The sequence below is a fragment of the Cohnella sp. GbtcB17 genome, from assembly GCF_019091135.1.
In the GTDB taxonomy this organism is placed as follows: domain Bacteria; phylum Bacillota; class Bacilli; order Paenibacillales; family Paenibacillaceae; genus Cohnella.
The window spans coordinates 56,238-70,511 of record NZ_JAGXJW010000018.1; the positions used below are offsets into that span (position 1 = coordinate 56,238).

11 protein-coding genes are annotated in these 14,274 nt (G+C 60.3%); 9 read left to right on the forward strand and 2 right to left on the reverse strand.

The window, feature by feature from the left end; genetic code table 11:
* The first annotated feature begins 28 nt into the window (after positions 1-28).
* The 9 genes from KVT38_RS12015 to KVT38_RS12055 all read left to right on the forward strand — a co-directional run bounded on the left by KVT38_RS12015 (position 29) and on the right by KVT38_RS12055 (position 10,762).
* Positions 29-2,365, forward strand: coding sequence for a glycoside hydrolase family 88/105 protein (locus KVT38_RS12015; RefSeq protein ID WP_217593958.1), 2,337 nt, complete (start codon positions 29-31; stop codon positions 2,363-2,365).
* 1,188 nt (positions 2,366-3,553) lie between these two features.
* Complete coding sequence (locus KVT38_RS12020) at positions 3,554-4,030, forward strand: hypothetical protein (RefSeq protein WP_217593959.1); 477 nt, start codon at positions 3,554-3,556, stop codon at positions 4,028-4,030.
* Positions 4,027-5,016, forward strand: coding sequence for a CehA/McbA family metallohydrolase (locus KVT38_RS12025; protein ID WP_217593960.1), 990 nt, complete (start codon positions 4,027-4,029; stop codon positions 5,014-5,016). Before KVT38_RS12020 ends, KVT38_RS12025 begins: the two co-directional genes overlap by 4 nt.
* Positions 5,017-5,029: 13 nt before the next feature.
* A complete protein-coding gene (locus KVT38_RS12030; protein WP_217593961.1) occupies positions 5,030-5,779 on the forward strand; it encodes a glycerophosphodiester phosphodiesterase in 750 nt (249 codons plus the stop codon).
* Entirely contained in the window at positions 5,769-6,773 is a 1,005-nt protein-coding gene (locus KVT38_RS12035) for a LacI family DNA-binding transcriptional regulator (protein WP_217593962.1), read from the forward strand. The genes KVT38_RS12030 and KVT38_RS12035 overlap by 11 nt, the downstream gene beginning before the upstream one ends.
* Positions 6,774-6,792: 19 nt before the next feature.
* Complete coding sequence (locus tag KVT38_RS12040; RefSeq protein WP_217593963.1) at positions 6,793-7,617, forward strand: ABC transporter permease; 825 nt, start codon at positions 6,793-6,795, stop codon at positions 7,615-7,617.
* A 22-nt stretch (positions 7,618-7,639) separates the two neighbouring features.
* Positions 7,640-8,689 (forward strand): ABC transporter ATP-binding protein, encoded by a 1,050-nt coding sequence (locus tag KVT38_RS12045; protein ID WP_217593964.1) that lies wholly within the window; start codon positions 7,640-7,642, stop codon positions 8,687-8,689.
* Positions 8,690-8,714: 25 nt separating this feature from the next.
* Positions 8,715-9,926 (forward strand): extracellular solute-binding protein, encoded by a 1,212-nt coding sequence (locus KVT38_RS12050; RefSeq protein WP_217593965.1) that lies wholly within the window; start codon positions 8,715-8,717, stop codon positions 9,924-9,926.
* On the forward strand, positions 9,923-10,762 hold the full coding sequence (locus KVT38_RS12055) for an ABC transporter permease (RefSeq protein WP_217593966.1): 840 nt from the start codon (positions 9,923-9,925) through the stop codon (positions 10,760-10,762). Before KVT38_RS12050 ends, KVT38_RS12055 begins: the two co-directional genes overlap by 4 nt.
* Before the next feature lie 21 nt (positions 10,763-10,783).
* Here the strand turns inward: KVT38_RS12055 and KVT38_RS12060 are convergent, their stop codons facing one another.
* Positions 10,784-12,538: a sensor histidine kinase gene (locus KVT38_RS12060; protein ID WP_217593967.1), complete on the reverse strand. Its 1,755-nt coding sequence runs from the start codon at positions 12,536-12,538 to the stop codon at positions 10,784-10,786.
* Positions 12,535-14,118, reverse strand: coding sequence for a response regulator transcription factor (locus KVT38_RS12065; RefSeq protein WP_217593968.1), 1,584 nt, complete (start codon positions 14,116-14,118; stop codon positions 12,535-12,537). Before KVT38_RS12065 ends, KVT38_RS12060 begins: the two co-directional genes overlap by 4 nt.
* Positions 14,119-14,274: the final 156 nt, after the last annotated feature.

Sequence of the window (14,274 nt, forward strand, 5' to 3'; positions counted from 1 at the left end):
TTGCATAATGAGCCTGGAGTGATCATCCATGACCGAATATATCGAACGGCGCGAGAGCATCGGCTACTGGCTGGGCGAGGACGCCGCCGGCATCCTCGGCGCGGTGGCCGGGCGTTACCTGGGCGCCAATCCCGAGATTCCCTTCGCGCTGCGCGCGTTCTCGGCGGACGGCATTCTCCAGACCGAAGAGGGCTATTACGACTTCGATCTGGCGCGGCGGCTGCCGGACGCCCGGCACGGGGAGGTCGCTTACGCATGCGGTCTCGTATGGAGCGACGACGAGCGCTCGCTGGATGCGGGGATCATGCCTTTTAGTCCGGTCCGTTTTTACCTGAACGACACGTTGCTGTACCGGTCCGGCGCGGTCGACGAGATGAAGCCGGACGCCAGGGCGATCGTCCCGCTTCTGCTGCGCAAGGGCTGGAATACGCTCCTGCTCGAAATGCGCAAGACGGAGGCGGGCTTCGGCTGCCGCTTCGGCGCGGAGGAAGGCAAGGTGCGCATCCTGCAGGTGCTCGCGCCGTTCGCCGAGCGCCGGGAATCCGCAGGCTGGGCCTATACCGGCGCGCTGCCGGACGCGCTTTACGGCGAAGGACTCGGCTTCCCCGACTTCGGCGGGAAAGAAGCCGACACCGGCATCGCCTGGCTGCCGGCGCGCGAGTGGCCGGAGGAAGCGGCGGCCAGGCCGAACTTCGAGCGCATCTTCGGCGTGCCGGAGGGCGCAGCTGCGGGCTATGCCTGGAGCCGGCTGCCGCCAGCGGCGCGAGGCGCAGGCAGCGTTTGGCGGGGCTGGGCGCACGGCCCGCTCACCGTCTGGCTCGACGGGCAGCCGGTCATCGAGCTGACCGAGGCAGGGGCGTTCAAGCGCGAGCTGCCCCCGGCGTTCAAGGACGGTCATGTGCTGGTCCGCGCGGAGACGGGCGAGTCGGGATGGGGCTTCGAGCTCGCGGTATCTGAGGCGGCGTCGGGCACGCCGGTTCGCTTCGAGCTGCCGGCGCCGGTTCACGGCGCGAGCTCGGCCGGCGGCTGGCTGTATGCGGGCCCGTTGCCCGCGGACATTGACGAGGCGCCTGCCGCCGTGCAATCGGTCAAGCGCCTGTTCAAGCTGGCCGACGGCGCGGCAGCGATTGGGGCGGTAGCTAGCGGAGCAGCAGCCGAGTCCGGGTCCCAAGCCTTGGCGGGTGCCGGCGGCATGACCGGCTGGGCGCTGGACGGCCCGGGCTTGCGGCTGCGTCCCTATTACGAGAACGCCATGTTGAGTAACCGCTGGACGGCAGGCACCGCCACCAACTTCGGCCGCTGGGACTACCCGCTCGGCGTCACGATGTACGGGCTGCTGCAGACCGCTCGCGAGCTCGGACGTCCCGAGATCGCCGACTATGCGCGTGCCCATATCGACACATGCACCGACTGGTACGAATATTCCCTCTGGGACAAGGCCGCGTACGGCTTTCCTTCGATCAATCACCAGCTCGTGCTGATGAAAATGCTGGACAACTGCGGTTCGTTCGGCTCGGCGATGCTCGAGGCTTATCCGACCGAAGGCAATGCGAACTACCTGGCAATCGCGAACGTCATCGCGGACTTTATCGCGAACAGGCTGGAGCGGCGTGAGGACGGCGCATATTACCGCCTGTGCGTCGGCGAATACTCGGCCGACACGATGTGGGCGGACGATCTGTACATGAGCGCGCCTTTCCTGAGCCGCTATGCGGGCATTACCGGGGACCAACGCTATTTGGACGACGCGGCGAGCCAGTTCCTGCATTACCGGAACTACCTGTACATGGAGGACCGGGGTGTCATGAGCCATGTGTACGACTTCAAGTACGGCAAGGCGACGCGCATTCCGTGGGGCAGAGGCAACGGCTGGACGCTGTTCTCGCTGTCGGAGCTGCTGGAGCGGCTGCCCTCGGTGCACAAGGACCGGCCGGCGCTGCTCGCTTTTTTCCGCGAGCTGTGCGCAGGCATCGCGGCCCAGCAGGGCGAGTCGGGGCTGTGGCGGCAGGTGCTGACCGATCCGGACGCTTACGAGGAAGCCTCCTGCACGGCGATGTTCGCCTACGCCTTCGCGCGGGGCGTCCGCTTCGGATGGCTGGAGGACACCGCCCGCTTCGCCGAAGCCGCGCTGCGCGGCTGGTGGGGGCTCGCGACGAAGGCGATCGACCGCAACGGCAACGTGCACGGCGTGTGCAGCGGCTCGCGTTATTCGTTTACCGAGGACTATTACAAATACGATCTGCTCACCGTCGTCAACGACAACCACGGGACCGGCATCATGATGCTGGCCGGTGTAGAGATCTGCCGGTTGGAGACATTCCTGCGCGAGCGGGATTCGTCGGGGACACCGGGGACCGTGCAGTGAGATAGACGCGGCTGCAGGAGCAGGCCGCCGCTGTAAGCGAGAAAAGCAATATTACTGAAGCGACGAGGGCGCCGGACCGTGCTATAAGCGAGAAAAGCGCGGCTGCAAGAGCAGGCCGTCGCTGTAAGCGAGAAAAGCAATGTTACTGAAGCGACGAGGGCGCCGGACCGTGCGGTAAGCGAGAAAAGCGCGGCTGCAGGAGCCGGCGACCGCTGTAAGCGAGAAAAGCAATGTTACTGAAGCGAAGAGAGCGTCGGACCGTGCTGTAAGCGAGAAAAGCGCGGCTGCATGAGCAGGCCGTCGCTGTAAGCGAGAAAAGCAATGTTACTGAAGCGACGCGAGCGCCGGAGCGTGCGGTAAGCGAGAAAAGCGCGGCTGCAGGAGCGGGCGACCGCTGTAAGCGAGAAAAGCGCGGCTGCATGAGCAGGCTGTCGCTGTAAGCGAGAAAAGCAACGTTACAGAAGCGGCGAGGGCGCCGGACCGTGCGGTAAGCGAGAAAAGCGCGGCTACAGGAGCAGGCCGCCGCTGTAAGCGAGAAAAGCAACGTTACTGGAACAACGAGAGTGCCGGACCGTGCTATAAGCGAGATAAACGCTGCTGCATGAGCCGGCGATCGCTGTAAGCGAGAAAAGCAAAGTTACTGAAGCGACGAGGGCGCCGGACCGTGCTATAAGCGAGAAAAGCGCGGCTGCAAGAGCAGGCCGTCGCTGTAAGCGAGAAAAGCAATGTTACTGAAGCGACGAGGGCGCCGGACCGTGCGGTAAGCGAGAAAAGCGCGGCTACATGAGCAGGCAACCGCTGCAAGCGATAAAAGCAGCGTTACTGAAGCGACGAGAGTGCCGGACCGTGCTGTAAGCGAGAAAAGCGCGGCTGCACGAGCCGGCGACCGCTGTAAGCGATAAAAGCAACGTTACTGGAACGACGAGAGCGCCGGAGCGTGCTGTAAGCGAGAAAAGCGCGGCTGCAGGAACCACTCCTATGCTGCGACCAAACGAAAAGACCTTCAGAGCGCGCTGCGTGCTGCTCTGAAGGTCTTTCTGCATGGCGCAGAACGCATCTCTACACCCCCGTCCCAACGAACCTTTACACAAATTTGTTTTTTCGGACATACTGCTCGAACATTTCGGCTTTAAATTAATAGCTGTGGGATCGTTCCCATACCACGACATTAAAAAAGGGAGTCCTGTCATGCTGATCGATATCCGAGCGAATGCGACCCCTGAAGACTCCCGCACGCATGTCCGCTTCGCTTTTCAGCTGGACGAGCCGGCATTCGCGGTTCGAATTCATTTCGAATATTCGCCCAAGCGATTGGACGACGACGGAAGAGCGCGCGAACTTCTGAAACATAGCTTTGAAAAATACGTCCTGCCCGAGCAACGGGCGCTTGCCAAGGAGAGGCTCGACCGGTACCTCCCGCTCAACAACCTCATCACGCTATCGGTGGACGACCCGGACGGCTACCGCGGCGCCTGTCACCGCCATGATCCGGTCCAGGGCCTAACCATCTCAGAGCACGACGCTTCCCCGGGCTTGATGAAGGGCAAGCTCGCGGCGGGGGAATGGACGATCACGCTTAGCCTCCATGCCATCGTCACCGACAGCTGCGCCTATCGCCTGCAAGTATGGGTGGAAGACGGGGAAAGGAAGGGGGAGCAGCCATGAGATGGACGGCATGCGAGCTGCACGCCCATACGCTTCATAGCGACGGCAAAATGACGCTGACGGAGCTCGCGTCGGCGGCGGCCAAGCTCGGCTTCGAGTGCGTGGCGCTCACCGATCACAATACGATGTCGGGCTTGGCGGACAAGGAAGCGGCGGAGCGGCAGGCGGGGATCGCGATATTGCCCGGCATGGAGTGGACGACGTTCCACGGGCATATGGTCACCGTCGGCCTGGCGGAATACGTCGATTGGCGGCAAGCGAATACCGGCAATATCCACGACGGCGTGTCCGCCGTTCATGCGCGCGGAGGCGTCGCCGGGCTTGCGCATCCGTTCCGCATCGGAAGTCCGGCATGCACGGGCTGTTACTGGGAGTACGAGGTGGAGGACTGGAACGACTTCGACTATATCGAAGCCTGGTCGGGCACGTTCGCGCCGATCAAGACGGACAATGCGCGCGCGTTCGCGCTGTGGACGGACAAGCTGAACGAAGGCTACCGCCTGGCCGCCACGTCCGGACGCGATTGGCACGACGCCGCGGAGACGGACGAGCCGATCTCGGTCACCTATCTCCGCCTTGAAGACGAGTCGAGACCGATCGGCGAGGAGGCGGTAGAGGCGCTGCGCCGGGGGCGGGTATCGGTAACGATCGGTCCGCTGGTCACGCTGGAGGCCGAGACGCCCGCCGCCTTCTACCGGATCGGGGATGTCATCCCGGCCGACAAACGCACGGTGACAGCAAGCATCGGCATTGATTTTTCCGTCCGCCAGGGGCATTGGGCGCTTGCCGATCCGGCATGCCGCATACGCTTGTCCAGCAATCAGGGCGTATTGGAGGAGCGCGCGGTTCAGGCGACGGAGGATACGCAAAAGATTCGCATGGCCGTGCAAACCGAAGGCTTGTCATGGATGCGGGCCGAATTGTGGGGGATCGTCCGGGGCGTATCGGCCCTGATCGCTTTTACCAACGCCATTTATTTCGATTAGGAGCAGAACGCCAATGAACGATTTTCCACTCATCACCGCGCATACCGGATGCATGGGCACGCCGGACAATTCCGTCGAATCCGCCCGGGCGGGTCTGTCTCTTGGTGCGGACATCATCGAAGACGACATCCGGGTCACCCGCGACGGCGTCCTTGTGCTGAGTCATGACGATCGCGTCGTGCTGGCCGACGGCCGCATCGCTAGCTTGTCCCGATTGACCTTGCAAGAGCTGGACGCAGGGCTGTCGGCGCCGATCGTCCGGCTCGAGACGGTCCTCGATCTGTTGGTCGGCGGCGGGCAAGCCCGAATGAATCTGGACCTCAAGACCGACGATTGCATCGAGCCCGTCATGGCGCTCATACGGAGGCGGGAACTCGCCGACCGGGTGCTGCTGACCGGCTGCGAATACGGCAGAGCGGTTCGGGCAAACGACGCGGACGGCGGCATCGCGAAGCTGTTGAACGTCGATATCGGCAGCTTCCGGACGTCCGTCTACGTCGAAGCGATTAAAACGGCCTGCGAGGACGCACAACGCGCCGGCTGCTTCGGCCTCAACGTGCCCTATCAGCTCGCGCTGCCGGAGCTGCTGACGCTCGCATCCGATCGCGGACTGTCGGTATTCGTCTGGACCGTCGGCGAGGCGCAGGAGATGAGGAAGTACGCGGAGATGGGCGTCCGGTCTATCACGACGCGGGACGTCGCGGCGCTGCTGCGCGTCAAACAAGGCTGGCACGAAGAGGGGCTAAGCGGGCATGACCTATAACATCAAGGAAATCGCTTCGCTCGCCGGCGTATCCAAATCGACGGCATCGAGAGTTATATCCGGAAACGGGTATGCCAGTCCCGAAGCCAGGGCTCGTGTGCTCGAGGTCGTCGAGCAATTGCAGTACAAGCCGAACGCGGTGGCGAGGGCGATGGTCGCCAAGCGGACGAACAACATCGGCGTGATCGTATTCCGTGAGCAACAGCCGATCGTCTCCCATCCGCTGTACGGCAAGCTGATCGACGCGATCCTCGAAGCGGCCGAAGGGCTGGGCTACTCGGTGCTGCTCAAGACCGACCGGGAGATGTCGGTCCGCTCGGCGGACCACATGCTGGAGCGGCGCGTCGACGGCCTCATTCTGATCAGCAGACTGCGGAAGAACGTCGTCGATCACGTCAAAAAGTACAATCTTCCTTACCTGATGGTGAACGGCTCGACCGACGATCCGGACGTCATCCACCTCGTCAGCAACGACGAGGAGGGCGGCGCCAAGGCGGCCGCATACTTGCACGGCCTCGGGCACCGGCGATTTTTCGTCATCGCAGGACCCCAGGAGCACCGAAGCCACCATCTCCGGCTGGAGGGGTTCAGGCAAGGGCTGCAGCGGCTCGGCGTCCCGGCGTCGGACCTGGCCATCGTCCTGTCGCCGGAGTCGAATCTCGAGCAGGGCGCCCGGCTCATGGCGGAGCACTTCGAGGCGTTCATCGGCGGCGATTATACCGTGCTTTTCACCACCAACGACATGCTTGCGCTCGGCGCCATGAAGGTGCTGCTGCAGCGATCGGTCCGTGTCCCGGAACAAGCGGCGGTGATGGGCTTCGACGATATCGACTTCGCGGCGGCGTACGCGCCGGCGCTGACGACGGTCAAGGTGGACACGAACCGGATGGGGCACGACGCCGTCGCCTTGCTCGACCGTCTCATTCATCAAGAAGAGGTCCTGTCTAAAAAGAACGAATTCTCCAGCGAAATTCTGATTCGCGAGTCGACTTGAGAAAGGAGGCGCGAGCCTAGTGGGATGGTACTTTAAAGCCATCGGCAGACGGAGGATCATCGAGTTTATTCTATTGACGATTTTTGCCGTGTTTTTCGCGGGACCTTTGCTGAACCTGGTCGTACTGGCCTTCAGCGGCCAATGGACGTACCCCGATCTGCTGCCCCATCAATGGTCTTTTAAATGGTGGAGGTTCGTGTTCGAACAGGACGACGTTGCGAAGTCGATCGGGCTGTCCTTCCTGATCGCGACGATCGTCACCGCGCTTTCCATCGTTCTCTGCATTCCGGCGGCCTATGCATTCGCCCGCATTCGTTTCCCGTTCAAAAGAGTGTTTTTGTTCTCCTTCCTGCTGACGCACGCCTTTCCGAAAATGGGCCTCTACGTGTCGATCGCGGTGCTGTTCTACAAAGTGGGACTTATGAACACGATGCTCGGGGTCGTCCTCGTGCACATGATCAACGTGCTCATGTTCATGACGTGGATTCCGACCGCGGCCTTCCGCAACATTCAAGCCGCCCAGGAAGAGTCGGCCCGGGACGTCGGCGCGACGCCGCTGCGGGTATTCCGGAGCATCACACTGCCGATGGCGATGCCGGGCATCATGGTCGCCTCCGTATTCACGTTCCTCAACTCGCTCGACGAAGCGCAAGGGACGTTCCTGGTCGGCATTCCCGACATCAAGACGATGCCGATCATCATGTACTCGATCATATCGGACTTTCCTAGCAGCGCCGGCGCGGTATTTTCGATCATCCTGACGGCGCCGACCATCATCCTGCTCGTGGCCGCCCAGCGGCTTATCAGCGCGGACGTGATGGCCAGCGGATTTCAAGTGAAATAACGAAAAGGAGGGGATCTACGAAATGAGCGTCCAACTGGCCGTCCGCGGCCTGACCAAACGCTACAAGACAGGCGAGGGCGTCACCGGCATTAACCTCGAAGTGAACAAAGGCGAGCTCGTGACGCTGCTCGGACCTTCCGGCTGCGGCAAGACGACTGTGCTCCGCGGCATCGGGGGATTCCTCGAGCCGGATGCGGGAGAGATCCTGATCGAGGGCAAGAGTGTGACCAAGCTGCCTCCGGAGAAGCGTCCGACCTCGATGGTGTTCCAAAGCTACAATTTATGGCCCCATATGTCGGTCTACGACAACCTGGCATTCGGACTCAAGATTCGCGGCATGCCCAAAGCCGACATCAAGACCGCCGTCTCGGACGCGCTGCGGCTCGTGCGGCTGCCGGGCGCGGAGAAGAAATATCCGACGCAACTGTCGGGCGGACAGCAGCAGCGCGTCGCGCTCGCCCGGTCGCTGCTGCTGAAGCCGGCCGTGCTGCTCCTGGACGAGCCCTTCTCGGCGCTCGACGCCAAGCTGAGGCACGAGATGCGCGAAGAGCTTCGGGACATCCAGACGCAGACGGGCCTTACGATGGTGCTCGTCACGCACGATCAGGATGAAGCGCTCTCCCTGTCGAACCGGATCATCGAGATGAATCACGGGCATATCGAGCAGATCGCGCAGCCGCAGCGCATTTACAACGAGCCGGAGACGCTGTACGTCGCGCAGTTTATCGGGAAAATGAACTTTTTGGAGGGGGTGGTGGACGGCGAGCGGATTCGGGTCGGCGAGCTGTCGTGGCCGAACGCGAAGCGTCTCTCGGGGAAGGTCAAGGTGGCCGTCAGACCGGAGGACGTCGGCTTGAACGCGAGCTCGAATCATCAGGACGGACAGGGGCAGGGACTGCCGGGGAAAATCAAACAAATCATGATTCTCGGACACTACGCGGAAGTATCGGTCGACATGGACCGGCACGGCACGCTTAAGGCCTTTCAATCCAAGGAAGCCATTGAGCGGCTGCGCACGGGAGAAAGCGTGCGCGTAACCTTGGCTTCCATGATCGCTTATCCAAACGATTGACACAATCTGAGGAGGATGATTATCTATGGTTCGTTTGAAGAAAAGCTTGACGGCGCTGTCTGCGCTGACGTTAACGGTTGCGGCATTGTCGGCTTGCGGCAGCAAAAACGACGCGAATGCGAACGCCGCCGCTTCCGACTCGTCTTCTAACTCTCCATCCAGCTCTGCGTCCAGTTCTCCTTCCGTCTCTTCCTCGTCCGCAGAGCCCGTCCAATTCTCCTTCTATTTTACCGGCTCGCAAAACGTCAAAGATCTGTGGGACACGCTCATCCCGATGTTCGAAAAGCAGAACGACAAAGTCAAAGTCAAAGAAGTCTATATTCCGTCCGGCGCCGGCGCCGAGCCGACCTACGACCGGATTCTCGCGGCGAAAAAAGCCGGCAAAGGCTCGGGAGACATCGATCTGTACGAGGACGGCATCAATGTCGTGGCGCAAGGCACGAAGGACGACGTATGGGCGGCGCTCGACACAAGCGGTATTCCCAACCTTGCCAACATCGACCCGAAGACGATGGCCGACGTATCCAACATGGCGGTTCCTTACCGTTCCTCGGCCGTCGTGCTCGCCTACGACAGCGCCAAAGTATCCGCGCCTCCGAAGACGTTAGACGAGCTGCTGGACTGGATCAAGCAAAATCCGGGCAAATTCGCGTACAACGATCCGTCCACCGGCGGTTCTGGCAGCTCCTTCGTCACGACCGTGCTGTATGACGGCCTGCCGGAAGACGATATCCACAACAGCGATCCTGCGGTCATGGCCAAGTGGGACGCGGGATTCAGCAAGCTTAAGGAATTGAACAAATTCGTGTACGGCAAAGGCATTTATCCGAAGAAAAACCAGGGCACGCTCGACCTGCTGGCGAACGGCGAAGTGGAGATCATCCCGGCATGGTCCGATATGGTGCTCCAGCAGCTCGGCGAGAAGCTGCTGCCTGACACGGTGAAGATGCAGCAAATTACGCCGGGCTTCAACGGCGGCCCGACCTACCTGATGGTCAACAAGCTGTCGGACAAGCAGGACGCCGTCAAGCAATTCCTGGACTTCGTACTGTCTCCGGAGGCGCAAGAAGTGATTGTGACCAAGATGAACGGGTTCCCGGGCATCGAGCTCTCCAACATGTCCCAAGCGATGCAGGATAAGTTCAAGGGCGTATCGGAAGGCTTCCGCACGTTCAACATCGGAGATCTCGGCACGGAAATCAACAAACGCTGGCAGAGCGACGTAGCGGCGCAATGAGGAAGGAAGTCAAACAAGCGATCGGGGGGCTGATCATGGTCAGCCCTTCCTTCGTTCTGCTGCTCGTCATCGTCGTCATCCCGATCGTTCAATCGTTCGTCACGAGCCTGAGCAACGGCGAAGGCGGGTACGATCTGAGCCGTTATCAATTTTTGTTCACCGATAAGGGGATGCGCTCGAACATCCTCTTCACCCTCAAGGTGACGGTCGTCTCTTGCGCGCTGGTGCTGCTCGTGAGCTATTCGCTCGCGCTGTATATGCGATTCAGCTCCGGGAAGCTGGTCGATTGGATCCGCAAGACATACATGATCCCGTTGTTCATCCCGGGCGTGATCGCCACGTACGGGCTAATGAACCTGCTGGGCAACCACGGCTGGCTGGCCCGGCTGCTGCTGCCGCTCGGCATGACGCTGCCCCGTCTCATTTTCGACGAGAAAGGCATCGTCATCGCGAACATCTGGTTTAATATCCCGTTCGCCACGATGCTGCTGAGCTCGGCGCTGACGGGCATCCCGGCTTCGATCATCGAGAGCGCCCGCGACACGGGGGCGGGCAAGCTGCGCATATTCCTGCGGTTCATTTTCCCCTTGTCCTACAAGACGTTCCTCGTCGCGCTGACCTTCGTCTTCATGGGCGTCATCGGCTCCTTCACCGCGCCGTTCCTGCTCGGACCGAACGCGCCGCAGATGCTTGGCGTATCCATGCAGCAGGTATTCGGCGTCTTCCAGGAACGCGAGCAGGCGGCCGCCATGGCCTTCTTCACCTTCTTGCTCTGCTCGGTGCTGGGCTACTTCTACATCCGCTCGATGGCAGGCGAAGAAGCCGCGAACCGTTGAACTCCCCTTCGGGGGAGTTTTTTACGATGCGGGTCCGTCGCTGGTTAACGCCTGCTTCGGGATCACCACCCGCATGCGCGTTCCCCGGCCGACCTCGCTTTCGATCAGCAATCCGAATTCGGCGCCGAACATGAGCTTGATTCGTTCGTCTACGTTTTTCAGACCGTAGCCGGCGGTAGGCTTGGTCAGCAGCTCGCTTAGCAGGTGCGGTTCGATTCCCGGCCCGTTGTCGCGTACGCTGAATTCGATCGTGTCCTCGCCTTCGCGCAGCTTGATCTCGAGCAAGCCTTTGCCGTCCGTCTTTTTGTTGATGCCGTGCTTGACCGCATTTTCGACGAGCGGCTGGAGAATCAGGTTGATCGTGCCATAGTCGTAGCCGGTCTCGTCCAGGTCGTACATCACGTCAAACCGGTGACCGCTGGTCATCAGCACGATGTCCACATAGGACTTCATATTCTCGATCTCGTCGCGCACGGAGATCATGTTATCTCCGCGATTCAGCGCCGTCCGGTAAAACTTGGAGAGGCTCGTGACCATCCGGCTGAGCTCGAGATCGTCGCTTTTTACGGCTTTCCAGTTAATGAAGCTGAGTGTGTTGTACAGGAAATGCGGCGTGATCTGCGACTTCAAGGCGCTCAGCTCGGCTTCCTTCTGCTTGATCTTGTTTTTGTAGCCTTCGTTGATCAGCTCGTTGATCCGCTGCAGCATGTTGCCGAACCTTCGCGTCAGCTCGCCGATCTCGTCCTTCGACGTGCTCTTGATTCTCAGCTCGAGCTCTCCTTCTTCGACGCGCCGCATCCAGTTGTTCAGCTTGTAGATCTGCCGGATCATCGATTTGGCGAACACCGCGATGATGACGATCAGGATGAGCAGGCAAAGGCCCGCGACGATGAGCGTCGCCCGGACGATGCTGCCCGAATGCTGGGCAAGGTTGCGATAGGGAACGAGGCAGTACAGCAGCCAGTCGGTCGCGGGAACGGGCTGTTTGATGAGGATCATATCGGTTCCGCCGATTTTCAGATGACCTTCGGGTCTGTCGACGATGCCAGCGAGCGTGCGCGTCATCTGTTCGTCCATGTTCTGATTGGCGTAGACCGTCGCGCCGGCAGCGTCCACGAGGAACACCCACTGGTCCTTCATCGCGTCGGGCAAGCTCGCGAACAAATTGCGATTGTTGACGCGGATGTAGAGAACATTTTCGTCACTGGCGCTTCTTGCCGCTTTGTACGTGTTGCCCGCGGGCCGTAGCTTGGGGAAGCGGCTGGCGAGGAACAGCTGGTTCGGGTCGTGGAACCACTGGGGCCGGTTGCCGTCCTGCAGCGCGGCATACCACGGCATGTCTTCGATGCGTTCGATCCGATTGATGTAGTCGCCGTATTCGGGCATGTCGTTTTTCGTATAGATGGTGAGCTGAAGTGTGTCCTTGTTGAGGTTAAGCAGCATGTTCAGATAAGGGTTCAAGAACTCTGTCAAGTCGTCGTACAGGTTGAACAAATCCAGGTATCGCTTGGATAAAATTTTTTGAATGATATCGTTGTACAAGACGAGGCTGGCCATCGTCTCGTACCGGTCCATGTTGGCGCGGATGCTTTCGGCGAAGATGCCTGCGCTGCCGCGGAAGTCGTCCATCGCCTGATCGTTCAGGAAATGCTTCGATTGATTGTAAGAATACGTCCCCAGAAACAGGATCGGGATCAAGCTGATAAACAGGTAGGAAAGCACAAGCTTCTGCCTGAACCGCAGCCGATCGACCGCATGCCGGAGGCGGGCGATCATGTCCGCCCTTCCTCCCGGATTTGCGTGGGCGTCTTGCCGTAATAGTTTTTGAGCAGCGAGCAAAAATACGGGTAGTTGGCATAGCCCACTTCGGCGCCAATATCGACGATTTTACGGTTGGTTTCTTGCAGCAGCTTTTTAGCCTTTTCCAGCCGGTGCATCGTCAAATATTTGATCAGGCTCACGCCGGTCTGCTTGGCGAACAAGTGGCTTAAATAGCTGGGCGTCAGGTAGACGCGTTCGGCGATCGTGTCCACCGACAGATCGGTATGATATTCCCGTTCGATGATCTGAATAACCTCGTCCACGATCTTATGATTCGCTTCCGGCAGCGCGGCCTGCTCCGAGCGGGCGCCGCATTCTCTGAACAGGTCGAGCATCAATTGCCGCAGATCTTTGAGTGCGGTCGTGCGAAAGATCGCTTCGAGCGTGTCCCGAAAGTCGCCCGCGTCTCCTTTTCGTTTCGTTTGGAGGAGGGGGCGGATAATTTCAGAGCAGATGTATTTCACGTAGATCACCGAGGCGTGCCCGCTGTTCTTCAGATCGTCGAACAGGTGGACGAAGCGGGCCTGCGCGACGTCCCACTCCTTGCGCGACAGGCACTGGGAAATATCCGCGATCGCCCGCTCCGCAAACGCGGACGATTGCAGCTGCGGCAGGGCGGCGTCGGCGAACAGGACGAAGCCTTCTTCGTAGAAAAATTTGCTCTCGAGCATGGACTCCAATTTGCGATATTCGGCACGCATCTGCGCGAAGTCATGGAACGGGCCGCTGCATACGATGCTCAGTTCCTTGCCGTAATGCCCTTTGAACCAGCGCGCCAAATCCCCGCACATCCGCTCCAGCGAACGCTCCGTCTCCTCGGCGCGCGCTTCCAGGAGAACGAGCGCCTGATATTCGTTCAAGACGATGACGGCGCCTTCGCCGTTCAGCCGTTCGCCCAGCAGCGCTTCGAATCCGTCGTCGACCGTATCGAAAAACCGCAGCCGCGTATCCAGCATCAAGAAGCGGTACGAGCGATCTTCGGAAACGCCCGGGCCGGCGAACAAACGGTTCAACTGCAGCAGCTCTCCGTGGGCGTCTTCCCCGGACAAGGGCCCATTTTCCCCTTCGCCCATGAGATCGGCCAGCAGCGTGCTCTTCTCCGACTGAATGCCGCGTCGGTACACCTGCTGAAGCTTCGATTGCCGTTCCAGCTCGAGCCGTTCCTCCGTGCACAGATCGACGGCTTGACGAAGCGCCTTCACCAAGCTCTCGACTTCGACCGGCTTCAGTACGTATTGAACGGCCTTCAGGTCGATCGCTTGCTGCGCGTATTCGAATTGTCCGTAGGCGCTCAGAATGACGATTTTAACGTTCGGCTGCAGGTCCCGCGCATGACGCGCCAGCTGAAGACCGTCCATCCCATGCATCCGGATGTCGGTCAGCAGAATATCTACGGCATGCGCTTGCATATACGCAAGCGCTTCTTCGCCGCTCTCCGCTTCGGCGATCGACAGATCCAGGCCGAACTTGCGAATGAGATAGACGACGCCGTCGCGCTCGAAGTGCTCATCGTCGACGATCAGGATGCGGAACATGGCCAGCCTTCTTTCCGTTGCAAGTTAGCGTAAGCGCTTTAATCGATTATTGCTTACCCGGAGAAAAGGCGTCAAGCGTCGTGCGGCTCCATCGGCCAACAACGAAAAAAACTGAAATGAATCGAAGAAATGAGAACGATACAAAGCCATTCCGGC

Excerpts from the sequence above, each read along its gene's own strand:
- KVT38_RS12015 (WP_217593958.1), top strand. The coding sequence starts at position 29 with ATGACCGAATATATCGAACGGCGCGAGAGCATCGGCTACTGGCTGGGC.
- KVT38_RS12020 (WP_217593959.1), top strand. The coding sequence starts at position 3,554 with ATGCTGATCGATATCCGAGCGAATGCGACCCCTGAAGACTCCCGCACG.
- KVT38_RS12025 (WP_217593960.1), top strand. The coding sequence starts at position 4,027 with ATGAGATGGACGGCATGCGAGCTGCACGCCCATACGCTTCATAGCGAC.
- KVT38_RS12030 (WP_217593961.1), top strand. The coding sequence starts at position 5,030 with ATGAACGATTTTCCACTCATCACCGCGCATACCGGATGCATGGGCACG.
- KVT38_RS12035 (WP_217593962.1), top strand. The coding sequence starts at position 5,769 with ATGACCTATAACATCAAGGAAATCGCTTCGCTCGCCGGCGTATCCAAA.
- KVT38_RS12045 (WP_217593964.1), top strand. The coding sequence starts at position 7,640 with ATGAGCGTCCAACTGGCCGTCCGCGGCCTGACCAAACGCTACAAGACA.
- KVT38_RS12050 (WP_217593965.1), top strand. The coding sequence starts at position 8,715 with ATGGTTCGTTTGAAGAAAAGCTTGACGGCGCTGTCTGCGCTGACGTTA.
- KVT38_RS12055 (WP_217593966.1), top strand. The coding sequence starts at position 9,923 with ATGAGGAAGGAAGTCAAACAAGCGATCGGGGGGCTGATCATGGTCAGC.
- KVT38_RS12060 (WP_217593967.1), bottom strand. The coding sequence starts at position 12,538 with ATGATCGCCCGCCTCCGGCATGCGGTCGATCGGCTGCGGTTCAGGCAG.
- KVT38_RS12065 (WP_217593968.1), bottom strand. The coding sequence starts at position 14,118 with ATGTTCCGCATCCTGATCGTCGACGATGAGCACTTCGAGCGCGACGGC.